Source organism: Streptomyces sp. NPDC013157 (assembly GCF_042899865.1).
In the GTDB taxonomy this organism is placed as follows: domain Bacteria; phylum Actinomycetota; class Actinomycetes; order Streptomycetales; family Streptomycetaceae; genus Streptomyces.
Map to the genome: position 1 here is coordinate 522,275 of NZ_JBIBAK010000005.1, position 15,532 is coordinate 537,806.

Sequence of the window (15,532 nt, forward strand, 5' to 3'; positions counted from 1 at the left end):
GGAGTGAGCGTCGAGGGGGCGAGGGGGCTTACCAGCGGGCGGCTCCCAGGTCTCGGGAGATCGCTCGCGCGGCCTCCCGGATCAGTGTGATCAGGTTGGGTCGGGGGCGGCCCTGGCTGTCACAGATCCGCTCGACGGGGCCGGACAGCCCGATGGCGCCCACGACGAGACCGCCGTGCCCCCGGATCGGCACGGCGAGCCCCGCCTCGCCCATGCTCATCTCCTGCACCTCGACGGCCCAGCCCGCTTCCCGGACCTCGGCGAGCGCCCGGGTGAGCTGCTCCTGGGTGACCAGGGTGTGCCGGGTGTACGCGTCCAGCCCCGACTCCACGGCGGAGTCGAGGGTCGCGGTCCCGTAGGCCAGCAGTACCTTGCCCAGCGAGGAGGCGTGCAGGGGCAGCAGCGCGCCCACGTCCAGGGTCTGGAGGGTGTCGTCCGGCCGGAACACGTGGTGGACGACCAGGACCATGCCCTCCAGGGGGGTGCCCAGGCGCACCGCCTCACCGCTGCGGGCGGCCAGGGCGTCGGCCCAGTTGATGGACCGGGACCGCAGCTCGTTGACGTCGAGGTAACTCGTGCCGAGATGCAGCAGGGCGGCTCCGAGCTGGTACTTGCCGGTCGTCGCGTCCTGCTCCACGAAATCCACGTGCTGGAGGGTGCGCAGAATGCCGTGGGCGGTTCCCTTGGCCAGCCCGAGGGAGGCCGCCACCTCCCCGAGGCCGAGTCGGCGAGGCCCACCGGCGAGCAGGCGCAGAATCGCGGCCGCCCGTTCGATCGACTGGACCGGACCGGTCATGAAGCGAGCTTATTACCGTCTCGGAAGGTCTGCCGTGCGTGCGCAGGGCCGACGGGGCACCGGAGTGAGGGGTGGCGTTCGGTAATGCCGACCTACGTTCATTGACCCGACCCGGTGTGTCTCTTTAGCGTGCTTTGAGGCCTGGCCACGTGCCGAGGTGCGTGATGCAGGGCCTGTGGCACTGACCCCTGGAGACACGAGATGGCGGTACAGCTCAACACGCGGGTGCGGGAAGCAAGCGAGTACGTCTTCCCGATGCCGCCCGTCGCCGGTGCCGTTTCGGAGGTACGTCGACGGACCGGCGCAGTCCTGGCCGCCTGGAAGGTGTCCCCGGACGTCATCGAGGACGCACTGCTGGTGGTATCGGAACTGCTGACCAACGCGATCGTCCACGCACTGCCCCCGGCGGTGCTGCGGCTGTCCTGGATGCGCGACGCCGGCCTCGGCACCCTGCGCATCGAGGTCACCGACGCGGGTCCCGCCGGCCAGCCGCCCGCGGGCATAGACCCGGACGAGCACGGCCGGGGCGAGGAGATCGTCCACGCGCTGGCGACCCGGTACGGCATCGAGACGCGTCCGGGCGCGGTGACCCGGTGGGCCGATCTCGTCGCGGTGTGAGAGGGCGGGTGCCGATCTGGGCGCCCCTCCCGTCAGCGGCCGGGTCCCGACGAGAACACGGCGGCCGGCCGCCTTCCCCTGTCCGGTCCGCCGGCGGACCGGATGCGCGACACCACGGGGAGGAACTCGTTGCCGTCACGCCCCTCCGGTTCCGTGACGGCCGTTCCCCGTGCCTCCGATGCGGACGGGACCGGTTCCGCCATGCCCTGCATGCACAGCAGGAGCAGTGCAGCGTCGTCGTGCAGCCGGCCGCCCACATGTGCCAGCAGTTCGTCGTGGACCGCGGAGAGGGTGTGCTCCGGCTCGCCGGACACGTGATGGGCCAGCCTTTCGGCCAGCGGGTAGAACTCACGGGCCCGGTCGCGGGCCTCGATGACCCCGTCCGTGTAGAGCAGCAGCTGCTCGCCCTCGGCGAAGGGCAGGATCTCCAGGCAGGGGGGCTCGTCGACGAGGACCTGCAGACCGAGCGGCGGAGCCGGGCGGGTGGCCTCGACCGCGGTCACGCCCCCTGACGCGGATATCAGCAGCGGAGGCGCGTGTCCGCAGTTGACCACCTCGAGCTGCCGGGCGCGCGGGTGTCCCACGACGATCGCGGTGACGAAGTCGTCGGGGCCGAGGTTGCGCGCCAGGCTCCGTTCGATCCTGCCGACGACGGCGAGGAGATCGGGCTCGTCGTAGGCGGCCTCGCGGAAGACGCCCAGGACGAGTGCCGCGATCTCCACGGCCGGCAGCCCCTTGCCGCGTACGTCGCCGACGATCAGCCTGACCCCGTGCGGGGTGGGCACCAGGGCGTAGAGATCACCGCCGATGCGGGCCTCCGCCGCCGCCGCGCTGTAGCGGACCGCCACCCGGAACGGGCCGACGGTCTCCGGGATGGGCTTGAGAACGGCGTGCTGGGCGGCCTCCGCGACCGAGCGGACGGCGGCGAGCACCCGTTCCCGGCGCCCGCGCAGTGCGCTGGCCAGGGCGCTCGCCAGGGTGACGGCCAGCAGTGCCGAGAGCACGGCCGCCAGCTCGTGCCCCGGACCCGCCTCCCTGACACCCAGCGTCGCGCCGAGCACCGCGGCGAGGAACCCCACGCACAGGACGCCTCGGGGGCCGTTGGTGCTGGCGGCCAGCGCCGGGCCGGCCGCCAGCAGCGGCAGCCAGAACATCCCTGACCCGCCGAGGAGGTCGAAGAGCGCGATGCCGGAGACGATCAGAACCGGCACCACGGGCATTCCGGCGGCCAGCTGTGAGGCGGCCCGCCTGGTCGCCGGTGCTCCAGGGCCGGCCACTGGTCTCCTGAGCGGCCGCAACGGCCACTGGTTGCCACCATGGTCTCGCGCCTGCCTCATGTATCCGTCCGTAATCCTCACCCAGACGGGCCTTAAGCCCGACTTATCCGTTTCATCCAGGAAAAGGGGTAAGGTCGGCGGGCCACAAGGCGAGGGTTTTCAGATAGTGAGCGAGAGGCCCCGGGTCACGCGGTCCGCGATCGGGATCAGCCGGGCCCTGACCTCGGGGAGACGGGAGAGCCGCTCCGCCGGAAAGGAGACGCCGAGCGCGCCGAGGACGTCACCGCGGTAGATGGGCACGGCGACGCACACCGTGCCCAGTGCGTACTCCTCGAGGTCCGTGACGGCCGGTGCCATGGGCGAGGCGTCGAGGTTGCGAAGCAGCTCCGGGAGGGTGGTGATGGTCCGGGGCGTCAGGTCGGCGAGGTCGTGCCGGGAGAGGTAGTCACGGCGGGCGTCCTCGTCCAGTTCGCGCAGGACGGACTTGCCCAGCGCGGTGGCGTGCCCGGCGTCCTCGAACCCCACCCAGAGGTCGACCCGGGGCGTGCGGGGGCCGTCGACGATCTCGGCGACACTGATCTCGCCGCCCTCGTAGAACGTGAGGTAGGTGGCGGTGCCCAGCTCGTCCCGCAGCGCGGCGAGCGTCGGCCGGACCCGGCTGAGCAGTGCCTGGCTGTGGCCCGTGGTATGCAGGCTCCCCAGCTTGTCACCGAGGACGAAGCCGCCGTCGGCCAGCTTCCGCAGGTAGCCGTCATGGACCATCGTCCGCAGCAGGTGGTACGCGGTGGCCAGGGGCAGGCCCGTCTCGCGTGCAAGCTGCTTCGCGGGCGCACCGTTCTCGTGTGCGCTCACCGCCTCCAGCAGACGGAAGGCGCGCTGCACCGACATGATGAGCGTGGGCTCGTGAACGCTCATGCCACCAGCGTGCCCCCGACCTGCGGCACGGGCAAGACGCGGGGCTCCTGAGGCGGTGTACGCAGGCCGACACCGGTGTAGCGCAACGTGAGCCGGTGGGTGCGACGTGTCAGCGTCAGCCCCTCCGGGACGAGCAGAACGTGGGGGGGCCGCTGATCATGCAGTCGATGATGTGCGTGGCGCCGTCCCGGGCCGCGGCGGCGCATCCCAGGTCGAAGAGAGCCGGCTCGCCCGTTCCCGGCTCGGGGACGCGAGGAGCCCGGCCGCGAGCGCGGTACGGACGGGATCCATGATCCAGCGGGCCACCGCGGTGAAGCACCCGCCGCGGACGATCACGTCGGGGTCGAACAGCGCCGCGTTTCCGGCGCGGCCGGCCCCGACGTACTCCGCGAGCCGGGCCAGTGCGCTCAGCGCAGTCTCGTCACCTCGCTCGGCGCGCCGGACCACACGAGCACCGCGTTCCTCGGAGGACTCCCCCGCACCGGGCCCTGCGGGAAGCCGTCGACTGCGAGGACGCGGTACGCCGCCCCGACGGCCGCAGCGACCACCTGGGATCCCAACTGCCTTGGGGCAGCTGGGACTTCGTCTCCTCGGCGACAGCCACGTGCCCTGGGAGGCCTGCTTCCGCATGCTCGACTCGATCGCTACGCGGGACCGATACGCGGGACCGATCTCCCTCAACTCGGCGTTCGGCCGGAATTCCCGAGTTCTGCCCATGCCCCGCTCCGCTGTCGTCGGCGCTGGTCAACAAGGCCGCCCGGGCTGTTGATCGCTTCGACGCCGGGCGCAAGCCGCAGTAGGCTGGCAGAGTTGCCGTTGTCAGGGCGCCCGAAGCGGTCTCAAGTGGCTGCCGCGCACGTGGCTCGGCAGACGGGACAAGGGGGGTTCGCCTCGCGAGCCGGGGAGCAATCCGTGGGGCCGGGCCGAGGAGGCCAGCCATGGCACAACCCGAACTCCAGCCCGGTGGCGTCGAATCGGAGAACCATCCGTGGCACATCCGCCTCGTCGAACATCCGAAGCGGTTCGAATCAGCGCACTTCCGTGCCGCAAAGAACACGGCGCACAAGATCCTCCACCAGATGAACGACGCCGACCTTCCCTACGGTCCCCGACCCGTCGATCCGGGGCCGGGGCCGAAGAGCTCGGAGCGCTGGGAGATGCACCACGGCGGCAGCCTCTGGGTCAAGGGAGCCGACCGCTGGCTGATGTTCCGTGCCCGGGTCGGCATCGAGTGGAGCATGCAGTTCTGCGCGGACCCCGCGAAGGTCGACCGGCTCCGCCAGGAGGCCGCCGAACTGATCGCCGCCTTCCCCCTCACGCTGCCCGCCCTGGCACAACTGGGCTACGAACAGGCCGAGGACCTGCTGCGCACGCCGGTCAAGGACGCCGACGGGGTCGAGGCGTGGACCGACTCGCTGTTCAACTCGTGCGTGCCTCTCAGCCACGGAAACCACCAGGGCATCCTCCCCACGGTGCCCGGCGAGCACCACTACCCCTGGCCGGTGAAAGGCGCGGACTTCGTCCGGTACGACGACTTCCAGCTGTGGGTGACACTGCCCGACGGCACCCATGGAGCCGTCGCTCCGGTGGACCGTCGCGGCTCGGGCGACGGGTCGGTCCGGCTGACCTTCGTCCCCGAGGGCAGTGAGGCCGCGCCATCGATCGCGCAGGCCCAGGAACACAGCCTGATGGCGGTACTGCCAGCCGACAGCGACGTGGCCATGCAGGCCTTCGCCCGGCAGATACCTCCTGGCCGGCACACCGCCGCCGGTCCGCTCGCGGCCGGCGCGACACGGCGCGGCAACCGTGTCCAGGGCTAGAGCCGAGCACTGACATGCCCCGCGCGATCGTCGTCTGCCTCGACGGCACGGGCTGTCAGGTGGGCGCGAACAACCCCACCAATGTGGTCCGGCTGACGGAGATGCTGGACGCGGACGATCCGACCCGGCAACTCGTCTACTACGACCCCGGCGTGGGGACCATGTCGTCGCCCTCCGCCCGCGGCCCGGTCGGCCGTCGCCTGTCCCGCCTCTGGGGGCTCGCCTTCGGCAGCGGACTGCGGACCAACCTCGCCGAGGCCTACACATACCTCATGCGCCAGTGGCATCCAGGCGACCTGGTGTACGTCTTCGGCTTCAGCCGCGGCGCCTACACCGCCCGCGCGCTCGTCGGCATGCTCAACAAGCCCGGCCTCATGCGTCCCGGCTCGGAGAACCTCGTGCCGTACGCAGTGGCGAAGTACGCCTTCAACCAGGACATCGACAGGAGCGAACAGGAGGTTGCCAGGTTCTCGCACACGTTCTGCCGACGCACCGACGGCGAACCGCTGTGGGAGGAGGTCAAGCAGAACAACCGACGGCAGGTCTCACACCACGCCCTGCCCGTGGCGTACCTCGGCGTGTGGGACACCGTGAAGGCGGCCGGGCTCCTGCGCCTGGGCACCCTGCAATGGCCGTACACCCACCAGTTGCCGAACGCGGCCCGCATCCGGCACGCCGTGTCGCTCGACGAGACCCGCCGCCCCTACCGCGAGTTCCTGGTGACACGCCGCCCGGAGCGTCCGGACACCGCCGAGGAGGTGTGGTTCGCCGGAGTGCACTGCGATGTCGGCGGTACCTTCGAGCACGCCGAGGGCGCGCCTCTGCTCTCCACGATCCCGCTGAAGTGGATCGTCGACGGGGTCACGGGGAACCTGGTGTTCCGAGACAAGGCGTACGACACGACGTGCGCGGTCACCGAGGAGTTCGCCGCTGCTCCCGTGCACCACAACGGCCCGTTGTGGATGCTCGTCGGCCGGCGCACCCGCCCCCTGCCCGAAGACGCCGTACTGCACAGCAGCGTGCGACTGCGCCGCGAACGGGACCCCGGGTACCGCCCGGACCTGCCGGATCCACAGCAGCCGGAACGGTGGGCCGATCCTGACTGGACCAAGCCGGTCCCGCCCTCAGCGGTTCAGCCTCCGTCACCGGAACCCGGCCACGGGAAACCGCATCTGCCCCGGCGAGCGTGGTGAAGGCCGGGCGCCACCCGTCTGTGCCGTCGAGGCCGAGACCGCCGTCCGCGCGGTGCAGGCGGTGGCCGAGCCGGGTGACGTGTCCGGCCGACTGGATGCTCGGTTCCGCAGACGCCGGTCGGTCATGGCCCGCACCTCGGGAACCTGCTTCGGGACAGATGGACCTCGTCCGCGACGTCGGCCGGGCCGGCGGCACCGGGCAGCAGCGGATCAAGCATGGCTCCGGTTCCGTCAGCCGAGAGGGCCGATCCGACCGGTCACGGTGTTTCGCCTTGGCGGATTTCCGATGTCTGCAGATCTCCGCGCCCCATATCTTGAAGGCGGGACCTTTCAGGGCGGAGAAGGGCATAACGCTTTCCACCGGGGACTCCCGCGCCGTATACGCCGCATCGCCCTGGGAGCGGTATAGTTCAGCCGTCAACTGCAGCTGCCTGCACGCCAGTTCCCCTTCTCTTCTCAGAGCGGAGGCCAGGTGCCCTTCGCGCGTCCCGTGATGGGCGCAGATGCAACTCGGGCTACTGCGGACCGGCTTGAACAACCGTCACGAGAACCTGCCGCAGCCTGGTCTATTTCCGCACACGGATTTCCACGCAGGTGACCGGGATCTCTCCTCGCCCTCCCCCCGATACATCTATCGAAAGCCTCCCTCTTTCGTGGCCATCACCGTGCACGAGGACCGGCCTGTCGGTCGGCATGCCGCCGTTCCGTCCGGCAGTCTCTTCCGGCGAATCTATGCTCCGCGCGCGAGTGACGCGATAGCGTTTTCCATGGCGACGTACGCCATGCCGCTCCTGGTTCTGACGATTACCGGTTCTTCGTCCTTGACAGGCCTGGCGTTCGCATTGGAGTGGACTCCGCGGCTCGCGGCGTTCGTCCCCGCCGGCAACGCGGTGGACCGCCGGGGTGCGGCGATCGTCTGCTTCATCGCCTCTCTCGCCCGGGCCACGGTGGTGGCAGCCTCGGCAGTCGCCCTTCTCATGCTTCCACGGGGCACCGCCGAGACCGCGGTCGTGTTGGCCCTGGCGGCCGTCACCGGCACGCTCTCCCAGTTCGGTTTCGTTGCCAACGAGGCGGTCGGAGCGATCGTCACCCGGCGGGACCAGGCGCGGCCTCATGGGGTCCAGGCAGTCCTCGTCGGCATCGACCAGACCGCCACGGTCGTCGGTCCGCTGCTGGCCGGCTTCCTTCTCCTGGCCGGACCGGGATGGATGCTCGGGTGCCTGAGCGCAGTGTCCTTGATCGCCGCCGTCCTCGGTCTGCAGACTCCGCCGACTCCGCTCCGCGCCGCGCGTGCCGATGCCACAGGAAGTGACAGCGCGCTGCGCCTGGGCCTGCGTACGCTGCGGAAGCTGCCCGCTCTGGGCTGGCTGGTGGCCGGGCTGGCCTGCTCGAACCTCGCACTCGGACTGCTCCAGTCCGCCAGCCCTGTGATCGTGGTGAAGACTCTCGGGCGCTCTTCCGCCGATGTCGGCGCCATGTGGTCCGCCGCCGCCGTGGCGACCCTTCTGGCCATCACGTGCTGCCGACTCGCGCTGAGCCGCCTCGACCTCTGGGGAGTGGGCGTGGTGTCCGCGACGCTCGCCTCCGCCGCGTGTCTCGCCATTACCCAGGCTCCGTCCTTCGCTGCCTACACCGTCCTGATATCGATCTTCATGGCGGGAGACGGTGGCCTCACGGTCGTGTTGCGCACGGTCCGCTCGCTGATCATCCCCACGACAGCACTCGGTGCCACGCTCTCACTGACGATGCTCCTCCTGCTGCTGCCCTTTCCCGCGGCGGGCATCCTCGTGGCGCTCACCCCGCCACCGCACCTCGGCAACGTCATAGTGGCCTGCGCTCTCGTTCAAGCTGCCGCTCTGCTCACCACCTTCACAAGGCTGCGCAACGAACCCACGCTGCGCATGGTCGCCAGCCGGAGGTGAAGGACTGCGCTTTCACTCAACGGACAGGACCAATCCCAGCAGCGCTTCCGGACCTTGTGGACTGCACTCCCCCGGAGCTCGGTGGCCATTGCGGTTCCATGGAACTGCCCGCCGGGCAGACTGAAGACGCCCTCGACCGCGATGCGCAGCCACGGCTCGTCAGGCCGGCAGAACCAGCATTCACGGCAGGGCGCGGCCCAGCCGAGCACGCTCCTGCCGCGGGCCGTCACCGGCGCCCTGCGGCGGCAACACGTCGGCGGGGAGGGACCGGAGACGTCCGTGGGGGCCGCGCTGCGTCACGCGGGATGGTCCACCGCGTCGTTCCGCAACCGCACCGCCGCCAACAGGCTCAGCCCGGGCTCGGCCTGCCGCAGCGCCTTCACAGCCGCGGCGGAGGTGAGGTCTCCCGAGAAGCCGACATCGGCCAGGCGGGCGCGGACCCAGTCGCCACGCAGCCGGCTCTCGGTGACCGCAGCGGTGGATTCGGCGATGGTGACCGCATGTTCCAGGCCCGCGCGAGTCTCGGCCGAGGCGCCGGCGAGCGCCTCGCGCAGTGCCGCCGTCACCACCTGCGCGTCCCGGATCACCACGATGTTGTCGCTCTTGCCCATCTCTCGCATTCCTTTCGCGGAAGACGGCTGTTCTTTCAGGACGCGCGTCCGGCGGATGCGGTTTGACGAGGCGCCGGCGAGATGCCAGGCGCAGCATAAACGGACGGCCTTTCCCCCCACCGGTTCGCCCGCCGGTACGGCGCACTCGGCCCTTGGCCCGCCGTCAGGCTGCCGACGTCCACTGTTTCACCGGCGGATCACACGACGCAGCAGTCGCCGGGCCTCGGCGACGCCTCCATGGTGGGCACGCGCGCCTCTCCGCCCAAAACTATGGCGTCCGACCACATACGCCTCTCACCTGCACGTTCCTACGGTGACCACCGGCTTTTGCCGCGATCACACCCGGCAGCGGCACGAGGCGCCCTTCGACATGTGTGCGCTGAGCCCAGCCTGCACCGGCGTCAAGGCTGGTCCGGTGCCAACGATCCCGGTGGTGACCTACTCGGCCACTCTTATCGACGCGTGAGGGAAAAGGGCGCGGAGGCTGGCACGGGCCATGCGGTGGCCCGGCCCCGGGCCGACGGACAGACTCAGGGCTTCCACCGAGGGGAAAGCCTGCGGGAGCGGCTCCAGCACGGCTTCGGCTTCCGCGCCGAGGAGGTCGAGATGGCGGATCCGGGGAAGACGCAGACCCGATCTGGCGGCGTAGGAGGCGTGCCGTGCCGACAGCCCCAGCCGATGCAGCATGGGGAGTTCCTGCAGACTCGCCAACGAGGTGTGCTCAGGGCACTCGGAGATCGAGAAGACTTCCAAGAGCGGGAATCTGCCCAGCACCGACATGTCGTCGACGGTGCCGCGCAGGTCGAGGCGGGCGAGCTGGCCCGGATCCAGGTAGACGAGGAGGCTTATGGCCTTGAAATCGCCCACCAGCCTGATCCACGGGCGGCCGCCCAGTTCCCGTAGGGCACGGAGTTCCGCCACGGAGTGAGCTATCAGGTAGAGGTCGTCGTACGGGAGGTCGGCGATGACCTCCCTGCCGTAGGCCTCTATTGCGAACCGGTGCCAGAACAGGGCTAGTTGACTTCGCACCCTCTGGGATGGGTGGTTTCTGAAGCGAGCCAGGTATGCAATCGCCTCGTCGGTTCCGATCAGGGACGCCGTTCTGACGCACAGCTGGGCATACTCGTCGCTGTCCGATGCAGGCCACGTGCCGGCCAGTTCCTCCGGCCCCGGTAGGAAGTCGAGGGCGAGCGGTCCCACCGAGGTGAGTTCACTCACCGCTTCGGGTGTACGTGGCGGAACCAGCGCGGACATGCCGCGTTCGAGTTCGGCCCGTACAACCGGGTCCAGTTCCGTAGCCTGTTCGACGCAGGATGCGGCGAGCACTACGGCCCGGGCCGACCCGTCCTGCAACAGCTCCCGCAGGATGTCCGCCCGATCGCGAGGACGCCCCTGCGCCACCGCCATGCGGATGACGTCCTCCCACTGGTCGTCGGCAGCATGCTTACGGACCATCCCGAACGTGCCCTCGTCCAGGAGGGCCCGCGCTCCCAGGAAATCCTGGAAAGTGCGGTGGCAGAAGTCGATGGTCTCAGGGGTCGGGGCGCGCAGCAGGCCGCTGCGATTGAGCAGGCGGGTAAGAACGTTCTCGGGCTCGCCCAGGGCAGCCATCTCGGGCAGGGCGGGCAGTGCCTTGCCGATCTCGGTGAGAGCACGGTCGCGGGTCATCTCCGTTCGGCCGTCCTTGATCAACCAGTACGCGAGCCGCTGGAGGATCTGGAGCTGCGGTTCCTCCCGAAGCTCGGCCCCCGCCACTCCGCGCTCGCGGTCACGGCGAGTGAGGAGCATGCTGAGCGCGGCCTGGTACAGCTCCTTGCGGCCGATCGGCAGGAAGCCATGGCGGTCCCGGTGCAGGGCGCAGATCAGGCCGCACATCAGCGGGTTGGTGGCGAGTCGCCCCAGATCGGGTTTGGTCCGGATGGCGTGCAGGAGTTGAGTCTCGTACGAGGCGAGAGCCTCGTCTTCCTCGGACGCTCCCGTGCGCGCGGCCATATGCCAACGTCCGACGAACGACTGGACATCCGCAGGGCGCATCGGCGCCAGCCTCAGTTCGACGAACTCCTCGTCCGCCAGCCACTCCTCGGCCACGGCGGACGGGCGGGACGTCACCAGCCAGCGATTGCCCGGGTATGCCTCGGCCAGATCGCCGAGCCAGCCGTGTGCATGTGCTCGCTCGCTCTCCGGGACTTCGTCGATGCCGTCGATGAGAAGGAGTCCGCGTCCGGCCGCGAGGACCCGGGACTGCCAGCCGGGCGGCTCCTCACCGGCCAGGGGCGCGCCCACAGCGGCAAGGAAATCCTTGGGGGCGGGGAGGCGACCACCGTGGCGGGTCAGGGTGCGCAGTGGGAGAACGAAGGGGATCAGGCCGGCAAGATACGCCATCCGGTCGTCGCGGTCCTGGCGTGCGGCGGAGACGGCCAGCCACTGGATGAGCGTGGTTTTCCCTGATCCGGCCTCGCCGCGCAGAAGGACGCGGTCGTGGTCGGCGAGGGCCTCGTCAGCGGGCTGATGACCCTGCTGGAACCGCGGGCGGCGACGCAGGAAGTCCTCGTACGCCTCCACGGGCGACGTGGCCTCCAGACGCAGGTACGCAACGTCCAGCGGCCACTTGCCTGGTGAGTTGATCAGGTCGATGCCGTAGATCTGCAACCGGCCGTGTTTCTTGGTGAGGTAAGAGAGCAAGCGTCGCTCGAAGGCCGCGTCACGGGCGTCCGGCCGTGGATTCCGGGTGATCAGCTCGTCCAGTTTCGCGATGACCTCGGCCTGATCACGGCTCTGCTCCACAAGCGTGCGGGCCACAAAGGTCGAGCGCTGCGTGAAGAAGTTGATGATGTGGACGCAGGCCCACTCGGTGAGGGAGTCCAGGAACAGTGAGGCGTCGACGGACAGGTCCCGGGTGGGAGCCCCGTGGTGAAGCTTGCGCGCCAGCTCCCGGTAGCCGAGCCGTACCGCCTGCACGTCATCCATGTCGAGCTCGCCCAGCACCAGCAACTTGGCCGTCAGCGCATCTGTGACCGCCGCCTCCTCATCCGGAGGGAAGGGCGGCTCTCCCGGCGACTCCACTGCCTCCCGGACCAGGCGGGCGGCGAGCACACGCACGTCCTTCTCCGTCAAGGACCGCTTCTCGCCACGGAAGGAGACGAGGGCCGACAGCCGCACGGGCCTGTCGACCAGCCCGGCGCCCGGTTCCTCCTTCACGAGCAGCTTCTTCACCAGCGGAGCAACCACGCTCGAAGCAAGGCGTGTGCCGATGACTGCGGGATCCATCCGACGCCCCCCAAGCCTGTGAACCGCCGCAGCCAGCGTAGTCACCGTTCCGTTCCGACGTGCCTCGGTCTTGGGAACCGGTGTCCGGTCCCACCGGGCTGGTGGTGTTCCGTCTGTCCCAGGTGAGAGTCGGTCATTCCCGGCGCACGCAGCTGAACGTGCCCGACTTTTTTCCGTTCAGGATGCACATCCACCCCCACGGCGAGTCCGGCCGAACAGCAGGGCACACCACTCGGCACACCCTCGCCGCACAGACCGCGAGAGGGCCGTCGCACGGCTCGCTCACCGCGGCCGCCGACAGCCCTGACCTCTACCAGTGGCAGCCCATCGGTCTCGCGGTCAGCCACCGCCCGCACGAGGGCCCGAACGTCTTCGAACTTGGCGGCCGCCGTCGGACGATCGTCGACGAGTGGCGCGGCCAGGGAGTCCTGCGCTCGGACGGCCTCACCACCTGGGAACACCAGGGCCTGATCCTCGACAAGCCGGGTGGCCGCTCCGACGGCGGGATCATCACCGGCCGGTACGCCGATGCAGTCGTCCGAGGAGTCGGCCTGCATCTTCTGCCTCCCCACGTGGGCCGCGGCCGGGACGCCTTCCACGCCATCCGCCGCTCCTCACCCCAGGTCGCCATCGTCCGGGTCGTCGACGACGCCCTGGCACGGCGGCCCGAACGACCCGTTCGGATCATTTGTCCCCCCTCCCTGATCTCCGGATTCCAGTCGCCGACGTAGTCGCGAGCAGTCGACCGCCCGTCCGGTGCACAGAACCGCGCGGTGCGCGTCCGGGCTGCGCGGCGGGACATGGCCTGACCCGCGGATCTCGGGCGAGACGGGCACCGAACGCCTCCCACGGCGACGCCGTCATGAGCCGTCGGCCGCCCCGGTTCGCGGCTGTCGGTAGGGCCGCACGGCGCGGCGTGCAATGGCGAAACGGTGCGTCTCGGAAGGGCCGTCGTAGATCCGGAACGGCCGCACCTCCCTGAGCAGACGGGCCAGCGGGGCGTCGGCTGACGAGATGCCGAGCGCTCCGCAGATCTGCACCGCCCGGTCGACCACCCGGTTCACCGCCTCCGCCACGAAGGTCTTGGACACGGAGGTGAGTTGCGAGGCGGCGGTGGAGCCGGTGTCCAACTCCCAGGCGGTACGGAGGATCAGCGCGCGGCTCGCCTCGATGTCGATCTCGGAGTCGGCCAGCATCTGCTGGACCATGCCGAGGTCTCCCAGCACCGAGCCGAACGCGGTCCGGCTGGCCGCCCTCTCCAATGCGACGTCCTGGGCACGGCGAGCGGCTCCCAGCCAGCGCATGCAGTGGGTCAGCCGGGCGGGACCGAGCCGGACCTGGGCGCCGTCGAAACCGCGGTCCACCGCGCCGAGCACCTGCTCCTCCCCCACCACGCACTCCTCGAAGACGATCTCGCTGTGCCCCGCGAAGAGCGACTCGTCCAAGGTCTCGATGGTCCGGACGATGCGCATGCCGGGAGTGCCGGCGTCGACCAGGAACATGGTGGCACCGCCCGGGTCGCCGGGACTGCCGGAGGTACGGGCCATGACGATGGCGAAGCCGGCGCCGTCGGCTCCGGTGATGAACCACTTGTGGCCGTCGATGCGCCAGCCACCGGGAACCCGGGTCGCGGTGGTCCGCAAGGAGCGGGGATCGGCACCCGCCCCGGGAGCCGGTTCGGTCATGGCGAAGCAGGACCGTGCCTCACCCGCGGCGAGCGGACGCAGATACTTCTGCTTCTGCTCTTCGGTCGCCACCTTCTCCAGCAGATGCATGTTGCCCTCGTCCGGGGCCGCGCAGTTCAGCGCCAGTGGTCCGAGCAACGAGTAGCCCGCGGCTTCGAACACCACCGCCTGCCCGCGCAGGTCGAGCCCGTGCCCGCCCCACTGCCTCGGCACATGAGGAGCGAAGACACCCGCCTCACGCGCACCTTTCTGCAGGGCTTCCCGCAGGGCCTCGGGAGCGTCGTGCACGGACCCGCCGCACTCGCGCTCGGCCGGGATCACCACTTCGCGTACGAACTCGGCGGTGGACGCCGCAAGTTGGGCAACGGGCGGATCGACATCGAACTGGATGGGCACGGGACCTCCCGCCGACAGGCATCGGGCATCGGCGCCCGTCGCGTCCTAGAAACTGTATAGCTTCTTCAGTATCTTGCCGAGAGGCACCCGGTGACGGGAAGACGACAGGAGAAAGCCATGAGCCTCCCCGCGAACGCCGATCCGGTCCGGATCGTGCGCCACCCCGACGGTGTCGTCGAGGTGAGGCTGGACGATCCCGGGCGGGGCAACGCCCTGGACCTCAGGACCGCGCGAGCACTGCGGGACACGACCGCCGAGGTGGCGGCGGACCCGGGCGGCGCGGTCCTGCTGCGGGCGGCGGGCGGCAGCTTCTGCGTGGGCGGTGACCTGCGGGCCTTCGCCGGTCGCGGCACGGAGACCGGTGCCTATGTGCACGCCGTGGCAACCGCCGCACACGCCGCGATACAGACCCTGCACGACCTGCCGGTGCCCGTGGTCACCGCCGTGCGCGGCGCGGCCGCGGGCGGCGGGATCGGTCTCGCCCTGGTGGGTGACATCGTCCTGGCGGCGCGGTCCGCGCGCTTCCGGCTGGCGTACACGGCGATCGGGCTCACGCCGGACTGCGGGGCCTCGTGGTTCCTGCCGCGCCTGGCGGGTCCCCGCCTGGCGGCGGACCTGATCCTCACCAACCGGGTCCTGACCGGCGACGACGCCGAACGGTCGGGCCTGGTCTCCCGGTCCGTGGACGAGGAGGAACTGGACGACGCGGCGCACCGGACCGCCGCCGGTCTGGCCGCCGGCGCCGGCGGTGCGCTGCGCGCCGCGAAGGGCCTGCTGCGCGCCGGCGCCGGGGAAGAGCTGCGCCGTCACCTCGCCGAAGAGGCGCGGCTGATCGCCTTGCTGGCGGACGGCGGGGAGGCACAGGACCGCATGGCGTCGTTCCTCGGCGCCCGCGGCCGCCCGAAGGCGGGCGACAGCGGGACCGGGGCCAGGGAACCCGAAAGTGTTTCTTGAATCCCTCTTCACTAACGCCCCGCCCGGAGCGTAACCTCCGGGCAACACAGAACCGAGGAACCGGTCACCACTGAACCG

13 protein-coding genes are annotated in these 15,532 nt (G+C 70.3%); 6 read left to right on the forward strand and 7 right to left on the reverse strand.

The genetic code is table 11. The features are described from left to right. Nucleotides 1–28 precede the first annotated feature (28 nt). Nucleotides 29–796 carry an IclR family transcriptional regulator gene (locus tag ACFY6U_RS18860; RefSeq protein WP_351487952.1) on the reverse strand — a complete coding sequence of 256 codons (768 nt, stop codon included), beginning with the start codon at nucleotides 794–796 and terminating at the stop codon, nucleotides 29–31. A gap of 201 nt (nucleotides 797–997) precedes the next feature. Here ACFY6U_RS18860 and ACFY6U_RS18865 point away from each other — a divergent pair, with 201 nt between their 5' ends. Beyond that, a complete protein-coding gene (locus ACFY6U_RS18865; protein WP_390039534.1) occupies nucleotides 998–1,414 on the forward strand; it encodes an ATP-binding protein in 417 nt (138 codons plus the stop codon). Between the two features lie 32 nt (nucleotides 1,415–1,446). Here the strand turns inward: ACFY6U_RS18865 and ACFY6U_RS18870 are convergent, their stop codons facing one another. The 3 genes from ACFY6U_RS18870 to ACFY6U_RS18880 all read right to left on the reverse strand — a co-directional run bounded on the left by ACFY6U_RS18870 (nucleotide 1,447) and on the right by ACFY6U_RS18880 (nucleotide 4,053). Then, entirely contained in the window at nucleotides 1,447–2,751 is a 1,305-nt protein-coding gene (locus ACFY6U_RS18870) for a PP2C family protein-serine/threonine phosphatase (protein WP_390039536.1), read from the reverse strand. A 99-nt stretch (nucleotides 2,752–2,850) separates the two neighbouring features. Further along, nucleotides 2,851–3,606, reverse strand: a complete 756-nt coding sequence (locus ACFY6U_RS18875; RefSeq protein ID WP_390039538.1) for an IclR family transcriptional regulator — start codon at nucleotides 3,604–3,606, stop codon at nucleotides 2,851–2,853. Nucleotides 3,607–3,762: 156 nt separating this feature from the next. Then, complete coding sequence (locus ACFY6U_RS18880) at nucleotides 3,763–4,053, reverse strand: ROK family protein (protein ID WP_390039540.1); 291 nt, start codon at nucleotides 4,051–4,053, stop codon at nucleotides 3,763–3,765. A 461-nt stretch (nucleotides 4,054–4,514) separates the two neighbouring features. Between ACFY6U_RS18880 and ACFY6U_RS18885 the strand changes: the two genes are divergently transcribed. The 3 genes from ACFY6U_RS18885 to ACFY6U_RS18895 all read left to right on the forward strand — a co-directional run bounded on the left by ACFY6U_RS18885 (nucleotide 4,515) and on the right by ACFY6U_RS18895 (nucleotide 8,541). Beyond that, the gene (locus ACFY6U_RS18885) at nucleotides 4,515–5,426 is read left to right on the forward strand and encodes a DUF6424 family protein (protein WP_390039725.1); all 912 of its coding nucleotides are present in this window, start codon (nucleotides 4,515–4,517) and stop codon (nucleotides 5,424–5,426) included. Between the two features lie 14 nt (nucleotides 5,427–5,440). Further along, nucleotides 5,441–6,619 carry a DUF2235 domain-containing protein gene (locus tag ACFY6U_RS18890; protein WP_390039542.1) on the forward strand — a complete coding sequence of 393 codons (1,179 nt, stop codon included), beginning with the start codon at nucleotides 5,441–5,443 and terminating at the stop codon, nucleotides 6,617–6,619. A gap of 653 nt (nucleotides 6,620–7,272) precedes the next feature. After that, nucleotides 7,273–8,541, forward strand: a complete 1,269-nt coding sequence (locus ACFY6U_RS18895) for an MFS transporter (protein WP_390039544.1) — start codon at nucleotides 7,273–7,275, stop codon at nucleotides 8,539–8,541. Between the two features lie 296 nt (nucleotides 8,542–8,837). Here ACFY6U_RS18895 and ACFY6U_RS18900 read toward each other — a convergent pair whose 3' ends face one another. Continuing rightward, nucleotides 8,838–9,152, reverse strand: coding sequence for a hypothetical protein (locus ACFY6U_RS18900; protein WP_390039546.1), 315 nt, complete (start codon nucleotides 9,150–9,152; stop codon nucleotides 8,838–8,840). Nucleotides 9,153–9,590: 438 nt separating this feature from the next. Beyond that, on the reverse strand, nucleotides 9,591–12,419 hold the full coding sequence (locus tag ACFY6U_RS18905; RefSeq protein ID WP_390039548.1) for an NACHT domain-containing protein: 2,829 nt from the start codon (nucleotides 12,417–12,419) through the stop codon (nucleotides 9,591–9,593). Nucleotides 12,420–12,577: 158 nt separating this feature from the next. On the opposite strand from ACFY6U_RS18905, the gene ACFY6U_RS18910 reads away from it, so the two are divergent. After that, complete coding sequence (locus tag ACFY6U_RS18910; RefSeq protein ID WP_390039550.1) at nucleotides 12,578–13,150, forward strand: hypothetical protein; 573 nt, start codon at nucleotides 12,578–12,580, stop codon at nucleotides 13,148–13,150. Between the two features lie 129 nt (nucleotides 13,151–13,279). Here ACFY6U_RS18910 and ACFY6U_RS18915 read toward each other — a convergent pair whose 3' ends face one another. Then, a complete protein-coding gene (locus ACFY6U_RS18915; protein WP_390039552.1) occupies nucleotides 13,280–14,500 on the reverse strand; it encodes an acyl-CoA dehydrogenase family protein in 1,221 nt (406 codons plus the stop codon). Between the two features lie 117 nt (nucleotides 14,501–14,617). Between ACFY6U_RS18915 and ACFY6U_RS18920 the strand changes: the two genes are divergently transcribed. After that, nucleotides 14,618–15,454 (forward strand): enoyl-CoA hydratase/isomerase family protein, encoded by an 837-nt coding sequence (locus ACFY6U_RS18920; RefSeq protein ID WP_390039554.1) that lies wholly within the window; start codon nucleotides 14,618–14,620, stop codon nucleotides 15,452–15,454. Nucleotides 15,455–15,532 lie beyond the last annotated feature (78 nt).